Origin of the sequence: Paenibacillus sp. SZ31, from assembly GCF_012912005.1 — a bacterium.
GTDB lineage: Bacteria > Bacillota > Bacilli > Paenibacillales > Paenibacillaceae > Paenibacillus.
The window spans coordinates 869941-896835 of sequence record NZ_JABBEA010000001.1; the positions used below are offsets into that span (position 1 = coordinate 869941).

A 26895-nucleotide genomic window follows, 5' to 3' on the forward strand; every position below is an offset into this window, starting at 1 on the left:
ATTATATTTTACATTCAATATAACTTGTGTAAATAACGTGCCAGCATCTGTTCCTCCACAGACAACCCAAGCGAAACAAATCGGTTGTGGATCGCTCGAAACACATCACTATTATCGAATCCTTGTGCCTGAACATCTCGTAATAAACTAAACAGTCCTACCTGCTCTGCACTGGAAATATAGGATATAAGCTGTTCATCTTGATCATACGAAATTTCCTTCTCATGCCACGGATGAGGAACTATTCTCTTGGAGTAATCCACCAATGCATCTCCCACTCCAACACCAAGACCATCTAAGGTATCTAAAATAACTTCATTTCGCCTTGTTTGCCGAACTTCCTTACTATAGGAGTATCCGTCATGGATAAGCTGAAATCCAAAACGTTGCACAGCCAAATCTCTCACCTTCTCTTGTTCTCGGTCCCACTTTTTCTTGTCAAAATACTCACTTTCGCTCGTGTTGTCCTCTTGCTCTTTCACGTAGTCAAAATATTGTTGTTTCGATTCAAATTCATTCAGCAGAAGTCCCTCATGTCCCGAGAACCCAAAGGCAAAAAAATCTCTAATATTTCTAGCTACAATCCTCGCATAACTTCCAAAAGCCATGGGATCAACCCGAACAATAGGCACTACACTCAAATCAGTAACATTTCCAAAATCAGTCAAGAAAGAGAAGTGAATACCACCCATTCCTGTACGCGCAAACATGATTGCGTCAACTGGAGAACTCATATACCCGCCATTATCATGTGGATCAAATTGCAGAAAATAACCTGTTGGTGTCTCCAAATAAGGAACTTCCTCTTTAATCTCTTCCTCCCATGTGATGATTTCTTTGAGCAAATGGGGTATCTCGTAAAAATTTGTCATATAATGATTGCTCTCCTTAAACTGTCATATGTAATCTTTATAGTACACGTCATCAATCTCCAGTGAGCGCCTCAATAATGATATGCTTATCTGCCCTTAAAGGAGGACTATTTAATCTCATTTTGATTGGACATATAATAGATGAACTTACCACTTTCAATTCAAGAGTTATACCTTTCCACTGTTATCACATAGCAACTATTATACTACTTATCAACATCAACAACGTTACGGGCGCCCAAATCCTTCGTTCCCATACACTTCTCGTGATTAGATTTAATAGGGTCCCCAGCACCAAATACGCGACGATAAACCAAATTGCTATATCTGAGAACGAAGACCATCGTGGTAAAAGTAAGCCTGATTTACTCAGAACAATGATACCCATGAATGCCAAAATCGCGATCTGAAATATGCAGGCAAAACGCATAGAAATGGGGTATTTCCCGGGAAACTTCCCACCCATGGCGTACTCTCCCCAGGGCATACCCGCAGCCAATGCAATCTGAAAGAGAATCACGATCAGAATCAGGACGATGAACACGATTGCTGACGTCAATACGATCATGACCACACTCCTACATCCATAGTCATAGTGTTGGCTCTTCTGCTACTCTCTTGGGACATCCAGTGTAAAATAAAACTTAACCCCGCTCGGCGTGTTCATCACACCATAAGCTTGCTCATGCAGCTGCATGATTTCCTTCACGATGGACAGCCCCAGTCCAGTTCCCCCGGCTTGACGAGTGCGAGCATCTTCCTCTCGATAGAAACGATCCCATATCAAGGATAACTCACTCTCTGCAATCGTGGGCCCTTCATTTTCTACAGCAATGCAGACTTGGTCTTTCTCTATATCATACTGGATATGCATCTGAATGATGCTTACTTCGGCACCATTTCGAATGGCGTTACTCAAGTAATTAAGGAGCACCTGCTCTATTTTTTCTGCGTCAGCCCAAGCATGTACGTTCCGATCTCCTTGAATCTGAATCTGCATTTGTTTGGCCTTGGCGAGTTGCTCCATCTTCTCCACGGACTCTAATGCGAGCTGGTCCACTGGGAACAACGCTTGATGCAACTTCACCGCTCCAGCTTCAAGCCGAGTAAGCTCCAGCATGTCCAGCACCAGCTTCTCCATCCGATCCGCTTCTCTTAAAATCGTACGGATATAACGCTCTCTTTTATTTTCAGCAATCTGATCCAGAAGTCCCTCGGCATACCCTTTAACAACACTAATCGGTGTCTTCAGCTCATGAGAAGCATCGGAAACAAAGCGCTTTTGCAGCTCTTCCATCCTGCTCTTGTATTCCATCTCTAGCACCAACTTCTCATTGGTCAATTGAAGCTCCTTCAAGGTACGATCCAGATTGGAAGAAAGACTGACTAAGCTTTCTGAGAGACTCCCCAGCTCATCCTTGCTATGAATAGATGATATCGCCGAGAAATCGAGCTTCGCCATTCGTGCTGCGTTGCGATTCAACTCCAAGAGCGGACGTGAGACCAATTTGGAGAATAAAAACGAAAGAACCACAATGAGCAACAGTCCTCCCGTAATACTGAAGAAAGCATAATATACCTCCAGTGCGCCAAATGCCTCCCCAAGCTGTGTTAACGGGGTTAAGGCAAATAGGTACTCGACCACCTCACCATTGCGCAGAATCGGCTGCACAAACACGAGATTGTGCACTCCGCTGACCGGTTCTTTCCACTCGATATGGATGGCTTCCCCCCGGTTCACCTGATCGTTATATTCTTGTGGCAAAGGAAACCACACCTTCAGCGCAGCTGCCATAATGCCTTCCCGGTTATTCCACTGCCCCGCTGCCGGGAGTAATAACGAGTCAATCGTTCCGTTTAGCTCGATCACACGATCTTTATTCGCATTATTCGGAAGTGATCCCACTGCTGCGGAGCCCTTCTTGTGAATAACATAGGGGGAGAATAACGAGTGCCCTTGCTCCGCATAGTATTCTCCTTGCACGGTTATACGGTCACCAGGATGTAAGCCATACTCCGTTAAGGCCGAGATATCTGGAAAGAAGGAGACCGCAATAGACAACGGTTGTCCTGTATCTGTATGTATTTGAATACGGAAAGGATTATCATAACGCACCTCTCCATCCTTGCTTAGAATCGCCATCTGCACATGATTCTGTGTAATAAAACTCCCCATAACCGTTGGTGTTTTCTCAGGAACCCATTTCTGCTGGGTGTAATCTGAAGCGAATGAAGCTAACTTTTTCCCTAGATCTGACGTTCGCTCATGCTCGTAAAAACGTTCAAAGAACCAGAAATGCCCTGCCACAACAGCCGCGAAAAAGACGATATAAAAGATCAGGTTCGCAACAAAAAGCTTAAATACAATACCTCTGGGTTTCATGATTCGACCTCAAATTTATAACCGATGCGAAACACGGTCCGGATGTAACGAGCATCTGCCTCCAGTTTTTTCCGCAGGTTTTTGATATGCGTATCTACCACGCGGGAATCACCAAAATAGTCCACTCCCCATACCTGATTTAACAGATGTTCACGCGTTAACGGGAAGTTTTTATGTTTCAGCAGATGCAGCAGCACATCATATTCTTTATAAGACAGGTCGACTGGCTGGCCGTTTAACTCAACCATACGTTTTCTTTCGTAGACCACCGTATTGCCAAATGTGATCATCGGATCTTCCTGTCCCACTGTGTTGTCCACACGTTTCATGAGTGTCTCTGCACGGGCAACCAGTACTCTCGGGCTAAAAGGCTTGGTCACATAATCATCAGCTCCGAGTTCAAAGCCAAGCAATTTATTCTCTTCCTCTGATTTGGCAGTAAGGATGATGATGGGCACAGTGGATCGTGAGCGAATCTGACGACACACATTCCAGCCACTTACCTTCGGTATCATTAGATCAACAATAACGAGATCCGCTGGACCGGTTTCAAATAACTCCAGTGCCTCTTCCCCGTTAGCCGCTTCGATCACATCCCAAGAGGATTGCGTAAAATAATCGCTTACTAGTTCACGAATGGATTCCTCATCTTCTATTAATAAAACGGAACGTTTCACAATTTTCCTCCTAAAAACACATGAATCACACAACTGTTATGTATTATAGCAACAATGATAATCATTTTCATTAAAAACGCAAAAAGGGGATGAAGGTAATCCAGCATGTTCCTTTCACTTCATAACTCATCTCGTTCCTCTTCTGCTCGGAAGCGCTTTGCTATGTCAAAAAAAGGTTGGATCAGTCTGACGTTAGTTGTCCTTCTTCTGTGCGGGTGTTATCTGGCCATGATATTTCATCTGCAACCCAGTCGTAAAGACCCCATCCTGTTCAACTGGTTTGGCTGGTATGATAACGAATCACTGATTCGCTCCGTAACGACGATTCGTCTACCACGAATTATAACGGCAGCTCTCGTTGGCGCTGCGCTTGGCATAGCTGGCTGTCTGTTACAGTCGTTAACATCGAATGATCTAGCCGATCCCGAAGTCATGGGGATTAATCAGGGCGCCAATATGGCTATAGCTGTGCTGATGGTGCTGCTCCAGTTCCAGACGTTCCGTTTCTTCACCGTTACAGCTTCCATGCTGGGAACAGCGCTTAGCGGCATATTGATCTATGTACTCAGCTTACGCAGTCGGTTCAGTTCCAGCAGCGTGGTGCTAACCGGACTCGTCAACAGTCTGTTCTTCAGTTCGATGACCACTACTCTGATCATCTTCCATGACACGGACCTGTATCAGCTTCTTCGTTGGATGGCTGGAGATCTGTCTGGCATGTCCTGGGACGATGTGATCTTCTCCCTATTCACTCTTGTGCCTGTATGCATCGTTTGCTGCTTGTTCGCAGGCCAATTGAATGTGTTATCCATGGGTGAAGATACAGCCATCTCCGTGGGACAGCGGTTAACGGTCATTCGAACCGGAATCATGGTTGGCATTATCATACTGGTAGGTGCAGCAACCGCTGTATGCGGACCGATTGGGTTCATCGGTTTGATGGCGGTACATATTATTCGGAATCTAGTCGGTATTAATTACCGAATTATTGTACCTCTTGCAGCGCTTACGGGCAGTGTTCTACTGGTATACGCTGACTTGATTGGACGCATGCTTTTCTACCCGCTGGAATCACCTGTAGGGCTAATCACAGCGTTCATTGGAGCACCATTCTTCATTGTCCTTATGCGCATGCGTGGGAGGAAGAATTCATGAAAAGTGTGAGAAGTCTAACCTTACGTAGCAACAGTTATCCGGTTCTAATGACAACAGTCCTGGTCATGATCGTATTGGTATTTATTCTATCGTTACGTTTCGGGGCTACCCCCGTCACATTCAGCCAGATTATAGCCCAGTTCCAGGCTCATTCAGGTACCATCTACGAACTTCGTTTACCACGCGTCCTCTGTGCCATTCTCGTGGGCATTTCTGCCTCTGTGGCGGGAGCCATTTTGCAAACGGTACTTCGTAATCCACTTGCATCCCCTGACGTCATAGGTGCAACAGCGGGTGGCGGACTTGTCACGGTCGTCGTCATTCTGCTCGCACCATTAACGCCGGCGATCTGGCTGCCGTTTTATTCCATGGCAGGTTCCGTGGCGGCAAGCCTGATTATTTTCCTTTTGGCTTATCAGCGTCAGGGCAGTTCCATGATTCGGCTCGCGCTCGTGGGAATTGCCGTTAGTTCGGCATTACAGGCCGTTATCAAAATGTTGATCGTCAAATACGCCATGAGCTCCAGTCAGGCACTGGTCTGGCTTAAGGGCAGTCTTTACGCACGTAATTTGCAGCATGCCGAGCTATTATGGCCATGGACGGTTGCGGGACTCGTAGCCGCCATGCTGCTCGTGCGATACCTGAATGTGTTGAAGCTCGATGAATCCGTGCTTGTCTCATTAGGCACCCGAGTTCGTACTGTCCGCACATTACTGCTAATCGTGGCATTGGCCTTGTCCGCAAGCGCTGCCAGCATATCGGGTAATCTCAGCTTCGTTGGACTGATCATTCCACATCTGTCTCACAAGTTGGTCGGTGAGAACTTCATCCGTTCACTGCCATTTACCGCAGCTCTGGGTGCGTTACTCGTCATGCTGGGAGATCTCATCGGCCGTGTTCTCGTACCACCGATGGAGATTCCGGTCGGCATCATTACATCGTTAATCGGCGCACCTTATTTTGTATACCTGATCATCAAGCAAGGAAAGAAGAAATAATTACACATGGAGGAATCATACACAATGAACCGTAAATCATTACTTTGGAGCTTTATCCTGATCATGACATTAGTACTCGCAGGTTGCGGAGGACAGACAGCGGGAAACACCGCTGGAGTTACCGAAGATACCGGGCAAACAACTGCTGCTGATAATTCGTCGGCTCAAGACGCAAATGATACAAATGCAGCAGGCGGTCCATCTATTACATCCAATACGGATGGCTCTTTTGTCGTGAAGAGTGCCTGGGGAGAAACCACCTTGCCTAGCTCGCCTAACAAAATCGTAGCGCTACACTTTTCCTTTACGGATGAATTAGTATCGCTGGGAGTTACTCCTGTAGGGATTGCAGGCTCTTATAATGCGGAAGTGCTTGGTTATCTGAAAGATAAAGTCGAGAACTACACATTTGTAGGTAATCACCAGCAGCCCAATCTTGAAGTAATCTCTTCACTCCAACCTGATCTGATTATCGCCAATGCCGATGTACACGGAGCCATTCGTGATGACCTGGAGAAAATCGCGCCAACCATCGCGCTCTACACCAACGGTTATGGAGACATGGAACAAAACTTTGCTGTGCTGGGAACGTTACTTGGCAAAGAAAAAGAGCATGATCAGGTCATGAATGATCTGAACCAGAACATTGAGCAAACTCATTCTCAAATGAATGGCACACCTAAAGTCATGGTTGTTAAAGTGCTGGAGAAAAACTTCTACATTTGGATGAAAACGTCCTATATTGCTACTTTGCTGGAGAATATCGGTGCGGAGTACAGCTTCGATGAAACCAAATCCAATCAGCAACAAACGCCGGGCAAGATTGACGTTGCAGATGTAGATCTGGAGACGCTCGTACAGGAAAATCCGGACTACCTTGTCATCTACGGCGCCCAAGCCGACCTCGACAAGTGGATGGGCAATAGCAGCTTCCAATCCATCAACGCGGTTAAAAACAACCACGTCCTGGTTGTCAATGATGAAGTATGGGCTTTGGGTAAAGGCCCGTTGTCTGGAGCGGAGATTCTGAAGGAAGCTTTGCCGTTCTTTACGAAATAAGCGTTGTAGTATAAGCGTTGCGTAATAGAGACTTTCTATCTCCTCTGCGTTCGGTTATGGCAGAGAATGTGTGGCTCGTGGTGGATGATGACTTGTGATATGTGGTGTAAAGCTACGTTTTACAAGGGGTCGCGCCATGGGCTGTTGATTTTTTTAGCAAGTGCCGTATTTTATATTTGTGGTTTATCATTTGCATAGTCACGTTTTGCTTATTTTAATAACTGGATACCGTAAAGTACCCTGGCTTGATCACAATTCAATGGTTCAGTAAAAGGTACTTCCAAGAAGTATTCAAGTTGCCACTGCTGCGTTTTGAGAGCCTGCTTACTTGTTGGATTGTCCCAGGGCGGATATACACGTATAGCCCGCTTGCCACCTTCGCCTTGATCCGATAGGATATCTCGCTGTAACAATACATGCTTCGGAAATACAAACTGACCAAAGTGGCTGCCTGCGCGCGTACTAATGACATACACATCTGCTGGATCTGCTATGTCATATGGCTGTGTCGATCCATCTTCACTCCGCTGCCATAGGGTAACAAACTGTCCAATCTTGGTTGGCGTGGTTTTGGCAACGCGGAATCGAATGGAGAGAGAATTTAAGGTGAACACATATGCCCCATATTCTGCATTTTGTGCTTCTTCATGTGGTTGGGAGCAAACAAAGCCACATTTGTCATAGAGAAGTTCTTTACTGGCAAGCAAGTCGCCATGAAGAATATCGGAGGTCGTCCAAGCATTCGGACGATTCAAACTATTTTTATTATCCAACTTGTGATATCTCTCCTGTCTTGTTTAGTTTAGTCTGAACTGGAGCATTCACGATAAGGTGAAAACTTTACTATTTTAACATCCCTGACATAGTCGTTTCCATTCCTGCCATGCCTTCAAATATTTAGGCAGATCATCAGGATGATGCTTGTTACTCAGCCCAATTCGGCAATACAGATGGACCAGAGCTTCCTCTATCAATCTGGATTTATCCATTTTCACCTGTTCCAGAAGTTCGAATGTAGCAAATAATGTTTCGGTGTTGATATCATCCGGCGAGGAGCTAAAAGCATACAAAAAATCATAGAGGATAGGTCCAACCATTGGAGATGGGTCAATGACACCGATGAGTTCATTTTGAGCAAACACAAAATTATGAACACCTGTATCGCCATGCAAAAGAAACTTCTCTTCTTGCTCATGAAACAGGCGGTCCACTATAGATTGAACCAGATTATAATCATCTGTCGTTAAAATACTTCCAAGATTCATCTTTGCTTCCTGAACGCTAATCTGATTGAATTCTTTCCAGGTCCTCTGTGGGAACTCTATTCTGCCCCATGATTCCGTATCTGAAGAACGCACATATGTATTGAATAGCTCTTTCACCAGACGAGATAACCAGTCTCTTTTTTGTCCCCGATTGAAATGGGTCGTGCCTTCCATATACGTATAGATAAAATAAGTGTTATCCGAATCAGTCAACAAAACTTCAGGCAGTAACGAAGAATTCTTATACGTGTCCAAAAACTGCTGGGCGATGTGGATCTGCTCAGGTTCATCCGATTTCAGAATATATTGCTTATTCAGATTCGTACTCAACCGATAAACACGTCCAGCGGTGGTACCTGACAAACTTTGAATTCCAGATATTTCTTCGTTGATATGATGCATCTTGAATAGGTCATTGATCTCATTTATCGTTGGATTGATTAACATGTGGTTCTCCTCATAATAACTAGGATCTGAATTCATTTGGTAAACATAAGGTGAGTTTAGATTCCAATTGCACAGTCGGTTGGGTTATCTTTCAAAATGGGCTCGTTCTTCTTGGTTGGAGCTAAAAATGTAATCTGGATACTGGTTTGCCACGGGTGGGCGCTGATCCTCAGGGAAAAACTGCAAATCCTTCATCTCTTCATTATCGGGCGTGAGTTGACCAGATTTGATCCTGCATTCAAATACGATAGTCAAATATTCAACCTGATGATCATTGCTGTATGTAAACCGTCTTGCTTCACCCCCGTATACTCCGATAATCTTCTCCGCTTCAACAACTAGACCTGTCTCTTCCAGTGCCTCTCTTACCATCGCTTGCGCCGGTGTCTCACCAAGCTCGATTGCTCCAGCAATCAGCCCCCAGGTTGATTCATTATGTTTACGGCCGAACAGGATCTCCCCTTGTTCATTTCGGATAATCCCAGCCACACCCGGCATAAAAATAAGCTCGTTGCCGATCTTTTCCCTCAGGTTTTTGTAATAGTCTGACATGCCCATACAAGTCTACCTCCGTTTTCTTCTTATATTTTTTCGTCAATAATATGCTTGCTGTCAAAATAATAAATAGTAAAACTCTTCCGAAAACCAAAACCATATGATCCCTAGTGTAACCATAATGCTTCCTAGCACTTTTAAGATCACTTCTATATGTTTAGGGATATCACTGTTAGGAGGGTTATCTTCAAACTCGTGATTCGGTTTTATTTCTCGATATCTTATCAGAACAAATATTTTGTATAGAAAATCAGGAAAGAAGTAACATGCAATGCCCGCGACAAATACGGGAGTAGATAAATAACCAAAGGTACTGGTGGTCCATTCCATCTCTATTTCCTTCATCCTCCTTTTTCCTTACTGAATTCCTGCTGTACCAAACGTATTTTCGATGGCCTGTTTATAATTTTCCCAACCAAAATAAAACGGGCCTACCTGTAGGTTCTTGTCGTTCACTATGAAATCTCTCCAGATCACAATATCATCTTCCCTATCAATCTTTACAGAAATAAATCCACACTCCTCATCTCCACACCAGGGACACACTTCAGGATCGAACTCATTGTATCTTGAAGCTAATTTGGTTTCTAGGGTGCTAATCTTCACTACATTGCCTCCTATTTTGCCTCTTAAGCTCTCTCATTCTTCCTCCATGAGAATGTCAACACAGCGATCATTGGTTAATAGTACCATTTTATTAAAATTAAAATAAAGGAAATATCCTTTTTAATTCATTAACGGATCCGTTCTTGTTAAATGTACATTTAGGACATATTTCGAAAAAGGATCATTTTCACTCAAAAGTCCATTGAATTAATCCGTCCTGCTACTTAAGATAAGCAAAGCACCTAAATGAGAATAGATATCAGTAGAAGGAGTGGCAGATGAATGACATTTACTAAAAAAGGCTTTTCTATAATTAGCATGATCTTTGTGCTTATCTTCGTACTTACTGCATGCGGCGGGGGAACTGTGAAGGAGGAGGCTGGAGCGGTACAAACAGAACAAGCACCGGCATCATCTGAAAATACATCTACAGGACCGCGTACTGTGGAGCATATTCTTGGAAAAATTGAAGTGCCTGCCGAGCCTCAGCGCGTTCTTGGATTATTCGTTGAAGACGAGATGAGTGCACTTGGTGTTAAACCAATTATGCAGTACTCAAGCGGGACCTATTACCAGACCTATCTTGAGGATTATTTAAAAGATGTACCGAAGTTCGACACAGCTGCATTTAACTTTGAAGCAATCATGGCGGCACAGCCAGATCTCATTATTCTGGGCTTCCAAGGTTGGGCAGATGGCGGCACGTATGAGAAATTGTCTAAAATCGCTCCCACCTATGTTTTTACAGGCAGCGAAATTCAGTACCCGCAAAACTGGAAAAAGAACCTGCTTACTGTAGCTGATCTACTCGGAAAGACAGAACAAGCACAAGACGTAATCAAGAAGCGCGAAGCAGAAACCAAGCTTGCCAAAGAGCAATTGCAGGTCGCCGCTAAAGGCAAAACAGCCGCTATGATTCGCATTCATGTCAGTAAAGAAATGCGATTATATGGAGGTCCCGGAGGTCAGGTAGGCACAGCATTATATGGCGACTTTGGTTTGGAGCCTGCCCCGATTGTACGCAAGTTGGCATGGGGAGAGGATATGGATATCCAAGCCATCTCGATGGAAACTATTCCACAGATCGATGCAGACTATATTTTCCTCGCTGTAGATGAAGGACGCGAAGAACAGGCTACAGAGCTTAAAGAAAGCAAGTTATGGAAGACGATCCCTGCGGTTAAACAAGGGCATGTCTATGAAGTCCGTGGTGATGTATGGATCACGAATGGTCCACTCGCTTATGAGAAAAAAATGCAAGATGTCATGAAGGCGATCATTCCTGACTAATATCAATCACAAAGAAGAAGCTAGTTCACCTCATGGTTGACTAGCTTCTTCTTTGTCATTTAATATAATGATAATAATTCTCATTGTATGCAGGAGGAATCTGTGACTTCATGAACAAAAGCACCGCGAATAGGAACTCCCCCCACCCTCCTACTGCCTTTCATTCATATTTCTTTAGGTTTGTTGATATTGAATCCGTAACAATTAACACTACGCATCAGCTACTTCCCGACGTTAGTCTGAGTTACAGGCTGATTGTTGTATCTGAAGGCTCAGGCAGCATACATATAGACGACAGTTGTTACCCTGCTATCACTGGCAATTGTTATGCGGTCTCTCCTGGCGCTAAGCTCGTCATCACTTCAGCTGTTGAAGAAAAGGAGAACTTGCATTATTTTAGCGTGACCTTTGACATCATTTCTGCTCAGTCTGACGACGGCATGCGGCATCCTTTCGCGAATAACAAAATTACCATCGATCCTTTTGTTCGTACACTTGCAGTGCTACGCAAGCTAATTGCCCTGAAGCATCCTGAGAGCGAAGAAGAACATCTAAGCTATCATTTCCGTTTCCAGAAATGGATGCATACATTACTTAAGCAAAATATAATTAAATCCGAAACCGTGACATCTTTGCAAGCGTTGGAACAAAGTGTTTTATTTTTGAAAGACCATTTCAATGAAGAAATTAGTACAAAACAATTGGCTGAACAGGCCGGGATTGGTGTCAAGCAATTTATTCATTTGTTCAAACAAATCACTGGCGTAACGCCTCATGAATATATATCAACGCTCCGTATACGCAAGGCAAAGGAACTGCTGATCGTTTCCAGACAACCGCTTGCTGAAATTGCAGAGCAGGTCGGCTATCTGGACAGTTATTATTTTAACCGTCGCTTTAAGCAGATCACAGGCGTCCCGCCGCGAGTATATGTGAACACGAAACAGTACAAAATCATGTCGATGAGTTATGTATGTGCGTTGCTGGCACTTGGCATCAAACCGATTGGCGCACCTGCCTATCATTTGGGTTATTATGCTGGGCGTTTAGGACAGAACATTACGAACATTGGAGACAAATCGTTCTTTTATTATGACAGAATGAAAGCTCTGAAACCGGACCTTATTATCAGTTGTGACACGATAGACCAAGAAACACAACAACAACTGGAGCATATCGCTCCCATAGTGACGATCCCTTGGATGGATCTCCACGCCACGGAACATTTACAAGCCATTGGTGATGTATTTGGGATGGAGAAACAAGCAAAGAGCTGGATTGACGATTACGAATTGAAGCGCGCGGTGGCGCATCAGCGAATCAAGAGTTATGTAAGTAAGGATGAGACCGTTGGCCTGCTCGTGATTGAAGGGTCAGAAATATATGTGCTGGGAGACCGGAATGCGGGCGAGATCATGTACCGTTCCTTCGGATTGCAGCCACCGCCACTTATTCAACATTTGCTTGTAGAACACCCTAACCAGTATGGTAGAAAAGTAGAAGTGGAACAGCTCTGGCAATATGAAGCAGACCGGTTATTTGTCATTGTATATGGGGCCGAAGCTGCCCTAACCTATAAGCAACTGCAGCACAACCCTGTGTGGAGGCAGTTGTCCGCTGTCCGTCAAGGTAAAGTACAAACCATGGATTCGGAAAAATGGATCTATTATGATGTTCTATCATTATCGGGACAATTGGATGACGGGATTAATATACTCGCGAAACGATGATACATGTTCTTCACGTTTCAAACCGTTGCAAGATACACCGGATTGTATACTTACCTTTCTCATCAGAGTCGTCACTTTTTTTGGTAGAGTTCGTGGTGCGCACTTATTTCACCCAATTGACGACTCTTGCTTAGCATCACTGCACCTTACTCCTCTTCTACAAGAATGTCAGCACAGCGCACAATCAATTCAGGCATATTTTCTCCACCAAATAGAACATGAAGCTCATATCCGTTATCGATCCGATACAGCTCTTGATACAGCCAGTAACTGCCTACAATCTCACCGTCTTGCTTGATGATTTCGGGTGCAACCAGCGTAAGTTTATTTATATCGGTGAAACCCCCACGGGTGTCAAAACGAATAACCACTTCATCCCCTGTCAGTAGTTCTGTCACTGTACAATCATGATATTGAACCCGGCCATGTATTTCATCGGGGACCTCCTGTGCCATCATTGTTTCCCTGTATTGGGTTGATACGCGTTCCATCTCTCTCCTATTTTCTGCACTCTGTTTCTTTAACTGTAGCATTACTTCTCTCGTGCAATAACCCAACGTAAATACACGGATATCCGCAATTTGTTCAACGATTTCCTGTGGCAAATTCTCCGCCTTGTATTGAAAATTCCACTCCATCGATTCTTTGTACTCTTCCTTACATTTTTTCTCATCAAAAGGAGGGCGCACATCATATTCTGCAATGTGTTTCTCGATATGCGCTCGTTCTTCCGGCGGCATGTGAAAAACCATTTGATCCTCTTCTGTCACTTCTTCTCCGCTAAAGATTTTCTCTACACGAGTCATGACCTGACCATCATGCTCCAGCATGAAACGAGGGTCCAGATCATACATTCCGCGTTCCTCTTTCACATGCGCTTTTTCCTTTTTTTTATACAGCCTTAAAAATAGATTTTCATCGAACTCGTAAGCTCCGTTATGTACTCTTAAACCAAAATGAAGATGTGTCTGCTGACACAGCTCATACCATTCTTTCGTTAGATATTTCATATGCATCTCTCCTGCTGATTTTAGAATCTACTTCAATAAGCGTGTCAGCGATAACAGATCTCGTAAAGCCTAACACCTCGACCACTTCAGATCGATCTCGTTAGAAATTGCTCTATTGTTTGCATCGCTACGCCTCCAAAATCCTCAGCCTCAACGATTCCTTATATTCACAAACGCACTGTTCTACGCCAAGGTTTGAAAAAATTTGTGTTTGATTTCTTTGTCGTTTCGCCCCACCCATTCATGCACAGCTTCTACGCCTGCGGACTTCTGACCTCGTCGAAAATAAAAACATAGCTCCATCGGCACTAACCGTTTACCATAGAGTTTGATGCCAATCCGTCTGTAATTCATATAAATACACTCAATCTGAGATGCATCATATCTCTGATGTTTCATAGAAATCACATGATCACTTTCTAGCGTAATACTGGGTTTAGTGAAAAACAAACGCCAGATCAGAAAAATGATATAACCCAGAATAAAGGTCAATATAACGATCAGGGAGTACTTCGAAATACCATTTTTATCGTAAATACCATCCCTGAAAAGTATAGCTTCAATGACCAACATACATAGTAGGCTCAACCATGCTCTTGGATAGATCGTCTTGTATGTGATGAGTTCCACCTCCTAATCATTCTCTCCATTAATCCGAAGCCACTCGGAAGGGGCTTTTCTGGCAAAATGCTTTTCAACAAAATCCAAAATGTTATCAATTCCGGGCAATGCCGCGTTTTCTTTGGCTTCGTCAAACGTCATCCATTGGTACTCCGTATGTTCATGATTTAACCGGACAGGCTGGCTTTCATCCACGTATCCTACGAATACGGGAGCGGTATAGATATACTCCCCCATGGGTGAATAATATTGTTCGAATTGATTGGCAGAATACAACCGGACTTCCGTAATGCCGGTTTCCTCGTGAACTTCTCTGAGTGCAGCTTCCCATGCCTTCTCACCCTGCTCTATACCGCCGCCAACATAACACCACTCATTATGCAACATACGACCAGCCCGCTTCAGCATCAGTACACGGTATTGATCGAGGCTCTTCTTCAACAGAACTACAGCAACACCTTCACAACGAATGGGAACTGCCTGTTTCACGTGCTCTGTACCATCCACCTTCTCGTGCCCCTCTCTTCAACTTTCCTGAGAATCGAAATCCTCCAATACTTTAAACTTATCCCCGTGGATTTTGTCCAGATGCTCTTCTCCCCAATAACATAAATGGTCCAGCGCAGGCTTGAGTCCCCAACCGTAGTCCGTTAACTCATATTCCACTTTGGGAGGAACCTCCGAATATACCTTTCGCTGCACAATCTCGTCCTTTTCCAGACCTCTGAGCTGTGTTGTCAGCATTTTCTGCGTAATGTCCGGTATCAATCTTCGAATCTCCGACGTACGTTTCCGACCTGTCATCAAGTGGTAAATAATCAAAGGCTTCCATTTTCCACCCATCACTTCCAAGGCCGCTTCCACCCCAACTTTATATTTCTTTGGAGTGCTTGTTTCTCCGTGTTCCGTCATTTTTGAACCCCTCCATAATCAGGCTGTATCCTAAGTGAAAATATACACTTTTTGCTGTTCTTCTTTATATTATTTAAGCTCAGTTCGAGGCAGTAATTCAGGGTACTTTGATGTTCCTATGGCACTTCATTCTTCCTATAGAACATCAAAGTGCGTACTTCCAGATGTTTTCATACCTGTTTATAATAGCATCAGCCATTGATTTATGGCTACAAGACCGCAATCCAGAAAGGTAGTGAAAGATAAGATGAACGTACTCGTAGTAGTATCCCACCCGAGAAAAGATTCCTTGACCTTCCAGGTTGCTGATCGTTTTGTACAAGGTCTTACCCAGGCTGGTCACGGTTATGAGATATTGGATTTGCATGGAATTGGATTCGACCCGATTCTTCGAGAGATGGATGAACCGGACTATACCCAAGAAAATCAGGTGTTCTCGCCTGAGGTTGAAACGGAGATGGCGCGATTGAAGAAGCACGACGCTGTGGCTTTTGTGTTTCCTCTCTGGTGGTGGCATCTGCCAGCCATGCTGAAAGGTTATGTGGATCGTGTCATGAACAACGGATTTGCCTACGGCGCGAACAAGCTCTCTCATAAGCAGATATTGTGGATTGCTCTTTCCGGAGTGACGGAAGAACAGATGCATAAGCGCAACTATGGGCAATCGATCGCCAATCTGCTCAATGTGGGTATTGCCGATTACTGCGGTGTATCCCAATCAAGGGTTGAGTTTTTATATGAAACGTTGGAATCCAAGCCTGAGCATTATGAGGCACTGCTGAACCATGCACATCACTTGGGACTGAACTATGCCAACGATACTTCGACTCCATGATCGTATGAGAAAAAAGGTATGACCCGAATATGAATTCTGAAGTTTTGTGGTACGTTCAATGGCGAATCACTACGCTTGAACACGGCAAAAGGGTCGCTCCGAAGAGCGACCCTGCCTGTGTGTCTTGCATTATTTTACTGTCGAGAGAAGAAACTTCTCCAGCATAGTGATATCGGTAATACTATGGTTGCAAGCTGTGTTATCCATGCATACGTACTGGGCAATGGAAGAAAAGTTGTCCGGCGAATGAGCCTTGGTCTTCACGTTGAAGAATCCGAGCTCCTGATGACGATGACAGAACATACAGTACCCTTTTTTGTTCGTGGGTGTAATCCGTCCCTCAATACCGAGGAATCTGCCTTCGTACGGGTACACGATGAACAAACGACTCGTCGCAATGTCAGTCCATCTCAGATAGGTTGTATGTGCATAATCGATGGATTCGAGATCGGGTACTTTGAGCTTTTTGGCCTTTGGGAACAGCTTTTGGATCTGCTTTGCCGATATTTGCGGATAAGGAATCAGGTATGATTCAATCCGGTTCAGATGCGTCTGCAGTTCATGCGCCGTCTCATACGTCGATAACTGCTCCAGCAGTTGTTTTTGTTCCGGAGTCAATTCATTGAAGATGCCAACTGCATTCGTGCCGACCGTATAACGGACGGTTTCCAATACTTTTCGATCCACGACCGAGCGTAGCGTTTTGAGCAGGAAATCAGCTTGTTTTTGAATATAATTAAATTGATGATTCTGAATAAATGGTGTTTGCATGGCGTTCAGCCCCTTATTTTTATTGGAAGAATAAATAAGGTGCAAAACCTGCGGGATGAACCATTATGTTGATGTTGATTCCAGGGCAAACGATCTCATTTTTGTCGCGCCCTACACAAAGTCCGCCCCTATTCAGGCTTTGCGTAAGGCTTTCTAGCGAACGAGCAATCCGGCATCATCGATATTGCCACGTCATAACCCCCAATACGATAGATATATCGAAATTATAGCAGGACTGAGTGCATGACTACAATAAGAGTGTTCATCACTCGCTCTTAGATGTCTCGATAATTAAAATTTAGAAACGATTATGCTCAGGGTTAATTCCAACAAAAAAGAAGGATTTATACAAAAAGCGACGAAAAATGTAAGAGTAATAGAGGAAAGACAATCAAGTTAATCGAAGGAAAGAAGGAAAACTGTATGCAAGCTGCCCTTTTAGCTTTAAACGTGATCATCTTGTTAGGGATTGTCGCCCTTTACTTGAGAAAACAGAATGGGAATTACCTAAACGAACTTAGAACGGAGTTAGAGAAAACAAAAGAAGACATACGAAGGTTGCTTGTAGAACAAGCCACTCAGAACCGACAGGAAGCGAATGTAGCAGCTAAACTGAATCGAGAAGAGCTTGCTAAATCAATTGGAAACATGAATCAATCACTAATTAACAACATTGGAGAAGTTGCCTCCCAGCAAAAGAATCTGCTAGATAGTTTTTCGAAAAGATTGTCGGATATGACCGCAATGAATGAAACCAAATTGGAGCGAATTCGTGGAACTGTTGAAGAGAAGTTAGTTCAGTTGCAGCAGGATAACAACCAAAAGCTTGAGCAAATGAGAGCCACAGTCGATGAAAAGCTACATGCAACTCTAGAACAAAGATTAGGGGACTCCTTCAAACTGGTTAGTGAACGATTAGAGCTTGTACATAAAGGTCTTGGAGAGATGCAGACTCTCGCTAATGGAGTTGGAGACTTGAGGAAAGTTTTGACTAATGTCAAGACAAGAGGCACACTAGGCGAGCTACAATTAGAGAATTTATTAGATCAAACACTAACGGTAGAACAATACGATAAAAATGTAATAACCAAAAAAGGCAGCAATGACCGGGTAGAGTTTGCAGTTAAAATTCCTGATAAGAATAATAAAAATCAAATTATACACTTGCCTATTGATTCCAAATTCCCACTCGAAGATTATCATCGACTTCTGGATGCTTATGAGGAAGGTAACAGCCAAGCTATCAGCGAAAATACTAAACTTCTGGATACTAAAATTAAAAATGAAGCCAAGTCCATTCGAGATAAATACATTGATCCACCGAACACGACTGATTTTGCCATTATGTTTTTGCCTATTGAAGGACTCTTTGCCGAAGTTTTACGTAAACCTGGACTTTGGGAAAGCATTCAAAGAGAATACCGAGTCGTTATTGCAGGTCCTACTACGTTGACTGCTGTTCTGAATAGTCTACAGCTAGGCTTCCAAACTCTTGCTATCCAAACACGTTCTAGTGAAGTCTGGCAGGTACTTAGCGGGGTTAAAACAGAGTTCGGGAAATTTGGCGATATTCTTGATAAAACGCAAAAAAAATTACAAGAGGCTAGTAACCATATTGATCAAGCTTCAGTTCGAACCAGAGCTATTGAACGTAAGTTAAGGAACGTTCAAGAGCTTCCTAGCGCAGAGTCTTCTCAAAATCTTTTGGAAGCTGTCATTGAATAAGGTACTTAAACATTAAAATAGGGCGATGTTTCCCATCATAAGGGATAGCATCGCCTTTTTACTACTCACTTCCAGTCCTTAATCAGCACAGCCAAAATGCCAATTACAAAGTACTGTTGTAGGAACGGATACATCAATAACTGTCAATTAGTATACCAGTACATGGGATAAATTCACAAAAAAAAAGAAGCCACCTCCCTGGCCTTCCCCAGTTCAGTGACTCCATTTTACAACCCTATTCTAACCCCTACATTCAACTACTCCTTCACAGCTCCAACCACGATTCCCGTTACAAAATAACGTTGCAGGAACGGATACACAAGCAGGATCGGCAGTGCGCTGATAAAGATCTGCGAAGCCCGAATCGTCCGTTGGGACAGGTTCGCAACTGCTTCCGGATCAAGCTTCGACATGTCAGCCTGCACGATGATCGTCTGCATGAATGTCGCGAGTGGCAGTTTTTCTGCATCACGGATGTAGATGATCCCGTCAAAATACGCGTTCCAATGCCCGACCATCATGAAGAGCGAAACCGTTGCAATAACGGGTACAGAGACGGGCAGATAGATTTTGATAAACGTCTGAAAGTGCCCTGCGCCATCGATAAATGCCGCTTCTTCCAGATCCTTCGGAACGGTACGGAAGAAATTCAGCAACAGAATGATGTTGAACACCGCAACCAATCCTGGCAGGATCAAGGCCAGCAATGTGTTCATCAATCCCAGCTTCAGAATCAGGATGTACCCCGGAATGAGGCCACCGCTGAACAGCATCGTGATGACAAAATACCACAGATAGATGTTACGTGCGCGGAACACCCGCGTCTCCTTGGAGAGTGCATAGGCTGCAATCGTATTAACGATTAACGCAAGTCCAGTACCGAGTACCGTCCGCTCCACAGATACCCATAAGGAGGAGAGGAAGTTCGTATTGGCAAACGTCTTCGCATACGCCTCCAGTGTAAATCCAATCGGCCAGAACGTTACGAGACCCGCATTTGCAGGTGCAGATGCGCTAAGTGATACCATGAGCAAGTGATACAAAGGCAGCAAGCAGAGCAGTGAAAGGATGGTCAGTAACACATTGTTGAATATGCTGAATATGCGGTAAGGCATCGTTTTATGGTACATTCGTTTGTCATCCTTTCTAGAAAATTCGATATCCGGCGAATCGGTAAGCCAGTCGGTACGAGATCACAATCAGGATCAGGCTGATGACCGATTTGAACAGATTCACAGCGGTAGCGAAACTGAACTGCCCACTAAGCAGACCTTCTCTGTACACAAACGTATCGATAATATCTCCTTGTTGATAAATCAACGGACTATATAAGTTAAAGATCTGGTCAAAGTTTGCGTTAAGCACATTACCCAGTGCCAGGGTTGCGATTACGATCCCAATGGGAATCAGTGCCGGGATGGTAATATACATCGTTTGCTTCCAGCGTCCTGCCCCATCCACTTCAGCCGCTTCATAAAGTGCAGGGTTAATGCCGGACAGTGCCGCGAGGAAGATGATTGTGTTGAAACCAAACTCTTTCCAGACATCGCTCGCAATAATCGTGAATCGGAACCAGCTGCCATCCCCCAGGAAGAAGATCGGCTTGATGCCAAATACGGATACCAGGAACTGATTGACAATACCCGTCTGGGCCAGAATGTCGATCAGAATGCCTGATAGTGTAACCCAGGACAGAAAGTGAGGAAGATACACGAGCGTTTGAATCGTTCTCTTCAGTGCCATCTTCCGTACCTCATTGAGCAATAAGGCGAATACAAACGGAATAATTAAGTTCATGACAATCTTAGAACAAGCAAAGAACAACGTGTTCCACGTAATTTGCAGGAAATAATCATTTTCCCACATGTACCTGAAGTGCTTCAGTCCTACCCATTCGGAATTGAAAAATCCCAGTGCAGGTTTATAATCTTGAAATGCCATCAAAATCCCGGACATCGGAATGTATGAAAATATAAAGACCATAATGGCCGCCGGCAACACCATAAAGTGCAGAATCCATGGCTGTTTGTAGCGTTTTTTTCTCTTTTGTTCCAGCTTGTTCCCAATGTTTGCCTGCGGGATCCGCTTACCCTCCAATTTAGCCTCCATAGCGCTTCTCCTGTTCCCAAAAAAAGTTTTTGTGTGTGATCGGGTTCTCTGATATAAATAGTATCAAGCCATTCTGAGGTCTGCTATATAACATTGTTAGGCTTGATAGTGTTTTGTTAGGGTATCATCAGAAGAGGTTGTTTACACACGAATTAGAAGGAGACTTTTCATGCATATATGGAAGCGCTTAATGCCTTTTCAAGGTAAAACCAGATCCCCATTCAGTCTGTTTGCCAAAATAAACTTGTTAATTGTAGTCTTATTCATCCCCATTCTAATCGTGTACACCTACTCGAATAACGTCACCTATGATGTCGTCAGCAAAGAACTGCAGATCTCCAACACGAAACAGCTCACGTTTCTGTCCAGTCAGATCGACTCCCGCATCAATCAGATGATGGATTTCAGCCTGATTCTCTCCAGAGACCCCAATGTCAGAGCATTCAACGGCCTCAACATGTGGGATGATCGGTATGACCGGATGCAGACCCGTTATGTGATACAAGAGAAGATGATGCTGCAAACCGGCGTTACGGATATATGGCCCACTCGATATGCGGTGCATTCACAGCAGAATGAGGATGTCATCGCCAACTACAACCGAACTACAGGGTATGATGAAGCGTATTTGAAAAAGAATATGAGCGGACAATGGACCTATGGGGACCAGGGTGCGGAATCAAAAGACAAGCTACAATCCTTCTATTGGTTCTATACCGATTCCTTGGCGCAGCCGGGGATGCTCACGGGAAGTAATCTGGTGATTGAAGCCAGCTTCAGTTATGAAAACATTCAAAATATGCTGGATACGTATAAGGCGGGCGGACAAGGCGATCCTTTCTTGTATCACAAAGGAAATTCACCCATTCTTAATCGAAGCGCGGACAAGCAGTTATCCGCAGAACTCATTCAGTATCTGGATACGCATTCCCCAGAAGATACCACCCAAGATGTCGTGAAGCTGAACGGGAAGAAATATCTGGTTAGCTCTGTAAAGTCCACCTATCTGGATTGGCATCTGGTGGACGTGATCCCGCTGTATCAGATTTTGAAACCTATTTCGCTCAGTCAGAATCTGTTCTACACCTGTATGATTTTGCTGCTGGTGGTAGGAATCTCTGCTTCAATCCTGCTGTACCGGAATGTGCAATATCCGATCAAAAAACTGATCAAAGGTTTACGCCGCGTCGAGCAAGGGGATTATTCTGTCCGACTGCATAGCAAAAACCAGAATGAGTTCTCATTCCTGTTCCGCCGATTTAACGATATGTCTCATCAGATTCAAGATCTGATCGAGAATGTGTTCCATGAGAAAATTAGAGCCAAGGAAGCAACGCTAAAGCAGTTGCAGGCCCAGATCAACCCGCATTTCCTATATAATTGTCTTGGCTATATCATCAACATGGCCCAGATGAAGGACGAGCAAGCCGTCGTCTCCATGGCGCATAACCTAAGTGCGTATTATCGCTACACCACCCGTATGGAACGGGAGACGTCGTCGCTAGAAGAAGAGATCAAACTGCTGATCAACTATCTGGATATCCAGAAGCTGCGCAATGGTCGCATTGAGTATCACATCGATATCCCTGAGGATATGCTTGCCCAATCGGTGCCACGATTAATGCTTCAACCGATGGTCGAGAATTCCGTCATACACGGCGTGGCGAAGTCCTATTCTTCCGGGGAGATTCGAATTACCGGGGAGCGCTTGAATGGTTTTGGCAGAATATATATCGACGACGACGGCCCCGGCTTAAGCCCAGAACAGTACGAAGCGCTGAACTTGAAGATGCAGGAACCTTTACAAGAAGAAATGGGCTGCGGCCTTTGGAATACGCACCAACGAATCACGCACCTATTCGGCAGTCATTCCTACCTCCTATTCGGCCCATCCCCACTTGGCGGATTCCGAACCGAAATCATCTGGGAGATACCGAAAGAGGATACAGATTCCGATAAAGGTAATACCGATAATATACGTTGACTATTTGATTTTGAACGAACCATTTACACGTGAACGTAGAGGACAGAAAAAACCTGAAGAAGCAAAGCGTTCGCCTTTCAAGCACCATTTTAACCTTACAATCTTCTAATTCAGAAAATGGGGCTTGAACAGCGATCGGAAGGTTGTTCTGTCATCGGAGTGGCAAGTGTAAATATGCCTTAGTTCAACCACCAAGGGAGACATTATAATGCACATGATGATCGTAGACGATGAAGCACACTGGGTCGATAACCTGTCCATGACCAAGCCCTGGCATACGCTGGGGATTGAACATGTGCATAAAGCATACTCGGCACACGAAGCACTTCAAATGATTGACACGCACCCCATCGATATCGTGATCTCAGACATTCAGATGCCTGAAATGACAGGTATAGAACTGATCGAACGCATCCGCATACGGGACAAAAAAATAAAATGTATTCTGTTATCCGGATATTCCGAATTTGATTACGCCAAAAAAGCCATCCAGTTCGAAGCCGTGGACTATCTGCTCAAGCCCCCGACTGACGATGAATTAATGGGTGCTGTTCAGAAAGCCATTGATCAATTGAACAACGAATGGGAACTGGTCAGTTCACTGACACGAACGCAGTTTACGTTGCGAGAGAATCTCCCCCATTTGCGGGGACGACTGCTCCTAGGGGCGTTGCAGGGACAGCGAATCGCCGCTGCGGAATGGGATCGGAAGCTCGCTAATTACAATCTGCCCTTTCATACCGGGGATGCCGCGTTAATGTTGGTTCGTTTGGAAGAAGAATTCGGACACTATGACAGCAATGATCAGACCCTGATCGAATATGCCATCATCAATATGGCGGAAGAGATTATGGGTGAGTTTATGGAAGTGTGGGGCGTGAAGGAGGAGCACGGATATCTGGTGTTTTTACTTCAGTTGAAAGAACGGAAAGGCGATATTGGTAAAGAAACCATTCTGGAGAAGCTGTCCATTCAGCTTCAATCCAAAGTAAAACAATTTCTGAAAGGCTCCCTCTCCATCGTTATCACCGAGTGGTTCACCTTTCCGGATCAGCTTTACGATCGTTTCCGTCAAGCTTCGGCCTATTTCCGACAGATTGTTGGAGACGAGCGCGAATTTGTCATGCGTGTCAGCGATGTCGAGACACCTGCGGCACAAGGTCCCTTGGATGTCCTTTACACCCCGCCCACCTTTATTAGTTTGCTAGAGAGCGGACAGTGGGATGCTGCCGAAGAGAAAATCCTCGCGGTCTGCGCAGAGCTGGATGAGAAATGGTCGGAATCATGGGAGCATTGCATGGAGGCTGGTTTTCTCATTACGGCTTCGTTCACCAATATTGCCCACCGGAACAAGCTGACTCTAACCACTTTAATGGGCAATGATGTCGAGGGTTTGCAAAGTGGGGAAGTTTTCGCTACCATCAGCAAATTACGGAAATGGTCGCTCAGTGTGCTTGGCAAACTCAAGGAAGGCACATCCAACGAGATCAAGGATATCCGTTCCGAGTATGTGAAGAAGATTCAGGATTTTACGGATAAGAACCTGCATCTGGATGTGTCTTTACGTGTACTGGCTGACCATGTCAATCTGCACCCGACCCATTTATCCAAGATCTATAAGATCGAAACCGGCGAAGGTATCAGTGATTATATCTCGCGCCTGCGTATGGATCGAGCCTGTCACAAGCTGGTCACGACCACCAAAAAAGTGTATGAAATCAGCATGGAGATTGGTTATATGGACCCGGCTTATTTTATCAAAGTGTTCAAGCGTCAGTTCGGCGTTACACCGCAAGAGTACAGAGACCAGCACAAATAACATGACTGAAAAATGTTCTTTTCGAACATTCACTAATAGAGTCCTATCGAAACTAACAAACTCATATAGATGCCCTCCCGCCCAAATTGGTACAGTTACATTGTAGAGGTTGTTCAAAAAGTCCGCTTTTGATTACGAAGGATGCCTAGCGGCATCATCAGCATCGAATATGGAATTCAGCCGAAATAAGCGGGGGCTTACGAAGTATGTTTCCTTTGGAAACATTGTAGTTGCTCACGTAGCTCTATCTACGCTCCGCTACTCCATTTCTAGCTTCATCCCATCTTCTCGGTACTGAAAACCGGCCTTTTTGAACACGCATTTGTAAAGATCATACACCGTAGGGGGATTGAACAATGATCAAATTCAAAACATGGTGGTCACTGCTCATGGTTATCGCGCTCATCACGATCACTGCGTGCGGAAGTGGCGAGACAGCTAGTGACAATGGTAGCGATAATACGCCGGGAACAGTCGGCTCAGCGGAAGCAGAAGCTGCTTTTGCTAAAGGAAAATATGATCCACCGATCGAGTTCAGTTCGGTATTAATGCCGAAGAAATACGTGCAAGGAGATACCAAAGAAAATAACGTGCACGATCGCTGGATGCTCGAAACGCTGGGTATGAAGCATAAAGATACTTGGTATCCGGCCAATGACGATCAATACAGACAAAAGCTGCAACTGGCTATCGCCTCTGGCGAGAAGCTGCCTGATTTTGTATCCGTACCCACCAATGCGGTACTGACGAATCAGCTGATCGACTCCGGTCAATTCATCGCCATCGATGAGTTGTTCGATAAGTACGCGAGTCAGACCCTGAAAGATCACGCAGCAGCACATCCTGAACTGTGGTATCCGTTCACCAAGGACGGCAAGAAATACAACATGCCGATCATGGAGTACACCGATAACGACGATACACTGCTCTGGCTGCGCGAGGACTGGATGGAGAAGCTGAACCTGGAAGCTCCAAAAACCATCGCAGACCTTGAGAACATCATGGACAAATTCAAAAACGAGAACCCGGACGGTCTGGCTCCAGACAAAGTATTCCCTCTGGCGATCTCACTGAAAAATAACACCAACACCTGGATGGGTCAGCTCGACTGGTTGTTCGGTGCATACGGCACAATCGAGGAGCAATGGAACAAAGACGCAAACGGCAACCTCGAGTACGGCTCCGTTAACCCGGGTGCCAAACAAGCCCTTGCCAAGCTGTCTGAATGGATGGATAAAGGTTATATCCACGCTGACTCCGCTCTGTGGGACGAAGGCAAATCCGCTGAAAGCTGGACAGCGGGCAAAGCGGGCATCCTGCCTGGCGCAAACTGGGTACCGGACTGGCCTGCACCTGACCTGCTGAAGAACGTACCTGGCTCAAAATATAAAGCTTACCCTGTTCCAGCTGGCCCAGACGGCAAGATCGGTACGAAGTGGCAGAACTCTGGTGTCAACGCAAGTATCATGATTAACAAGGATGCGAAGCATCCAGAAGCTATCTTCCTGTACTACAACTACTTGCTCGATAACCTGGCTAACCCGGCTGCGGGCAGTGAGTATGAATACGGCTTCGCCAAAGGTTACGACTGGGATATCATTGACGGACAACCGACCAGTGACAAAGAGAAGATCAAAGACTTCTCCAACGAATTCCCGTTCCTGACCGGCCCGGCACGTATCCCGGATCTGTACATGAAAACACTCGTGAAGCTGGCCAACGGCGAGAAGCCTGAAACACCTTACGAGAAACAAATGGCCGAATTCCGCAAACCGGAAAACTGGTATGCAGGTAAAGTCGTGATGTCCCAGATCGACGTCCGTAAACAAAACTATTTCACTGGCGCTGCAACACCAACCATGGTATCCAAATGGAACCTGCTCCGCCAGTCCGAGATGGAAACCTTCAACAAAATCATCTACGGCAATCTGCCAATTGATGCCTTTGACCAATTCGTCGCCAACTGGAAATCCAATGGCGGAGATCAGATCACGCAAGAAGTGAATGATTGGTTTAAGTCGGTAAGTGCGAAGTAAGGTTCTGATGTTGTGAAAAGTAAAGCATTAAAACCC

At 44.8% G+C, this 26895-nt stretch carries 25 protein-coding genes; 10 read left to right on the plus strand and 15 right to left on the minus strand.

The features are described 5' to 3' along the window. Positions 1 to 14 precede the first annotated feature (14 nt). The 4 genes from HF638_RS04065 to HF638_RS04080 form a co-directional block, all read right to left on the minus strand. Complete coding sequence (locus tag HF638_RS04065) at positions 15 to 872, minus strand: hypothetical protein (protein ID WP_169478994.1); 858 nt, start codon at positions 870 to 872, stop codon at positions 15 to 17. Between the two features lie 187 nt (positions 873 to 1059). Next, entirely contained in the window at positions 1060 to 1440 is a 381-nt protein-coding gene (locus HF638_RS04070; RefSeq protein ID WP_169478995.1) for a hypothetical protein, read from the minus strand. 42 nt (positions 1441 to 1482) lie between these two features. Further along, positions 1483 to 3255, minus strand: a complete 1773-nt coding sequence (locus HF638_RS04075; RefSeq protein WP_169478996.1) for a sensor histidine kinase — start codon at positions 3253 to 3255, stop codon at positions 1483 to 1485. Then, on the minus strand, positions 3252 to 3932 hold the full coding sequence (locus HF638_RS04080; RefSeq protein ID WP_169478997.1) for a response regulator: 681 nt from the start codon (positions 3930 to 3932) through the stop codon (positions 3252 to 3254). Before HF638_RS04080 ends, HF638_RS04075 begins: the two co-directional genes overlap by 4 nt. A 162-nt stretch (positions 3933 to 4094) precedes the next feature. On the opposite strand from HF638_RS04080, the gene HF638_RS04085 reads away from it, so the two are divergent. Genes HF638_RS04085 through HF638_RS04095 form a run of 3 tightly spaced genes read left to right on the plus strand, consistent with a single transcriptional unit; the run spans position 4095 to position 7144 of the window. Beyond that, on the plus strand, positions 4095 to 5087 hold the full coding sequence (locus HF638_RS04085; protein WP_169478998.1) for a FecCD family ABC transporter permease: 993 nt from the start codon (positions 4095 to 4097) through the stop codon (positions 5085 to 5087). Next, a complete protein-coding gene (locus HF638_RS04090) occupies positions 5084 to 6085 on the plus strand; it encodes a FecCD family ABC transporter permease (protein WP_169478999.1) in 1002 nt (333 codons plus the stop codon). Before HF638_RS04085 ends, HF638_RS04090 begins: the two co-directional genes overlap by 4 nt. Positions 6086 to 6109: 24 nt before the next feature. Beyond that, complete coding sequence (locus HF638_RS04095; protein ID WP_169479000.1) at positions 6110 to 7144, plus strand: ABC transporter substrate-binding protein; 1035 nt, start codon at positions 6110 to 6112, stop codon at positions 7142 to 7144. A 209-nt stretch (positions 7145 to 7353) separates the two neighbouring features. Here HF638_RS04095 and HF638_RS04100 read toward each other — a convergent pair whose 3' ends face one another. The 4 genes from HF638_RS04100 to HF638_RS04115 all read right to left on the minus strand — a co-directional run bounded on the left by HF638_RS04100 (position 7354) and on the right by HF638_RS04115 (position 10017). After that, complete coding sequence (locus tag HF638_RS04100) at positions 7354 to 7917, minus strand: MepB family protein (protein ID WP_169479001.1); 564 nt, start codon at positions 7915 to 7917, stop codon at positions 7354 to 7356. 75 nt (positions 7918 to 7992) lie between these two features. Then, positions 7993 to 8856 (minus strand): aminoglycoside phosphotransferase family protein, encoded by an 864-nt coding sequence (locus HF638_RS04105; RefSeq protein WP_169479002.1) that lies wholly within the window; start codon positions 8854 to 8856, stop codon positions 7993 to 7995. A gap of 84 nt (positions 8857 to 8940) precedes the next feature. Further along, positions 8941 to 9414: an NUDIX domain-containing protein gene (locus HF638_RS04110; protein ID WP_169479003.1), complete on the minus strand. Its 474-nt coding sequence runs from the start codon at positions 9412 to 9414 to the stop codon at positions 8941 to 8943. Positions 9415 to 9768: 354 nt separating this feature from the next. Next, a complete protein-coding gene (locus tag HF638_RS04115) occupies positions 9769 to 10017 on the minus strand; it encodes a hypothetical protein (protein ID WP_248277999.1) in 249 nt (82 codons plus the stop codon). Positions 10018 to 10299: 282 nt separating this feature from the next. Here HF638_RS04115 and HF638_RS04120 point away from each other — a divergent pair, with 282 nt between their 5' ends. Both HF638_RS04120 and HF638_RS04125 read left to right on the plus strand, forming a co-directional pair. Then, positions 10300 to 11307 (plus strand): ABC transporter substrate-binding protein, encoded by a 1008-nt coding sequence (locus tag HF638_RS04120; protein ID WP_169479004.1) that lies wholly within the window; start codon positions 10300 to 10302, stop codon positions 11305 to 11307. A gap of 110 nt (positions 11308 to 11417) precedes the next feature. Next, positions 11418 to 13037 (plus strand): helix-turn-helix domain-containing protein, encoded by a 1620-nt coding sequence (locus tag HF638_RS04125; protein ID WP_169479005.1) that lies wholly within the window; start codon positions 11418 to 11420, stop codon positions 13035 to 13037. 146 nt (positions 13038 to 13183) lie between these two features. Here HF638_RS04125 and HF638_RS04130 read toward each other — a convergent pair whose 3' ends face one another. From HF638_RS04130 to HF638_RS04145, 4 genes are all read right to left on the minus strand, one after another. After that, positions 13184 to 14047 carry a DUF4085 family protein gene (locus HF638_RS04130; protein ID WP_169479006.1) on the minus strand — a complete coding sequence of 288 codons (864 nt, stop codon included), beginning with the start codon at positions 14045 to 14047 and terminating at the stop codon, positions 13184 to 13186. Positions 14048 to 14230: 183 nt separating this feature from the next. Then, positions 14231 to 14620 (minus strand): hypothetical protein, encoded by a 390-nt coding sequence (locus HF638_RS04135; RefSeq protein ID WP_169479007.1) that lies wholly within the window; start codon positions 14618 to 14620, stop codon positions 14231 to 14233. A gap of 60 nt (positions 14621 to 14680) precedes the next feature. Further along, positions 14681 to 15175 carry an NUDIX domain-containing protein gene (locus tag HF638_RS04140; protein ID WP_169479008.1) on the minus strand — a complete coding sequence of 165 codons (495 nt, stop codon included), beginning with the start codon at positions 15173 to 15175 and terminating at the stop codon, positions 14681 to 14683. Between the two features lie 18 nt (positions 15176 to 15193). Beyond that, entirely contained in the window at positions 15194 to 15580 is a 387-nt protein-coding gene (locus HF638_RS04145) for a winged helix-turn-helix transcriptional regulator (RefSeq protein ID WP_169479009.1), read from the minus strand. 247 nt (positions 15581 to 15827) lie between these two features. On the opposite strand from HF638_RS04145, the gene HF638_RS04150 reads away from it, so the two are divergent. Then, positions 15828 to 16415 (plus strand): NAD(P)H oxidoreductase, encoded by a 588-nt coding sequence (locus HF638_RS04150; protein WP_169479010.1) that lies wholly within the window; start codon positions 15828 to 15830, stop codon positions 16413 to 16415. Positions 16416 to 16544: 129 nt separating this feature from the next. Here the strand turns inward: HF638_RS04150 and HF638_RS04155 are convergent, their stop codons facing one another. Beyond that, a complete protein-coding gene (locus tag HF638_RS04155) occupies positions 16545 to 17186 on the minus strand; it encodes a FusB/FusC family EF-G-binding protein (RefSeq protein WP_169479011.1) in 642 nt (213 codons plus the stop codon). Between the two features lie 423 nt (positions 17187 to 17609). On the opposite strand from HF638_RS04155, the gene HF638_RS04160 reads away from it, so the two are divergent. Continuing rightward, complete coding sequence (locus HF638_RS04160) at positions 17610 to 18911, plus strand: DNA recombination protein RmuC (RefSeq protein ID WP_169479012.1); 1302 nt, start codon at positions 17610 to 17612, stop codon at positions 18909 to 18911. Positions 18912 to 19168: 257 nt separating this feature from the next. Here the strand turns inward: HF638_RS04160 and HF638_RS04165 are convergent, their stop codons facing one another. After that, positions 19169 to 20041, minus strand: coding sequence for a carbohydrate ABC transporter permease (locus HF638_RS04165; protein WP_169479013.1), 873 nt, complete (start codon positions 20039 to 20041; stop codon positions 19169 to 19171). Positions 20042 to 20057: 16 nt separating this feature from the next. Next, a complete protein-coding gene (locus HF638_RS04170; protein ID WP_481856126.1) occupies positions 20058 to 21020 on the minus strand; it encodes an ABC transporter permease in 963 nt (320 codons plus the stop codon). Between the two features lie 169 nt (positions 21021 to 21189). On the opposite strand from HF638_RS04170, the gene HF638_RS04175 reads away from it, so the two are divergent. The 3 genes from HF638_RS04175 to HF638_RS04185 all read left to right on the plus strand — a co-directional run bounded on the left by HF638_RS04175 (position 21190) and on the right by HF638_RS04185 (position 26859). Then, the gene (locus tag HF638_RS04175) at positions 21190 to 23004 is read left to right on the plus strand and encodes a sensor histidine kinase (protein WP_169479014.1); all 1815 of its coding nucleotides are present in this window, start codon (positions 21190 to 21192) and stop codon (positions 23002 to 23004) included. Positions 23005 to 23212: 208 nt separating this feature from the next. Next, on the plus strand, positions 23213 to 24823 hold the full coding sequence (locus HF638_RS04180; RefSeq protein WP_169479015.1) for a response regulator transcription factor: 1611 nt from the start codon (positions 23213 to 23215) through the stop codon (positions 24821 to 24823). Positions 24824 to 25179: 356 nt separating this feature from the next. Next, positions 25180 to 26859, plus strand: coding sequence for a type 2 periplasmic-binding domain-containing protein (locus HF638_RS04185; protein WP_169479016.1), 1680 nt, complete (start codon positions 25180 to 25182; stop codon positions 26857 to 26859). Positions 26860 to 26895: the final 36 nt, after the last annotated feature.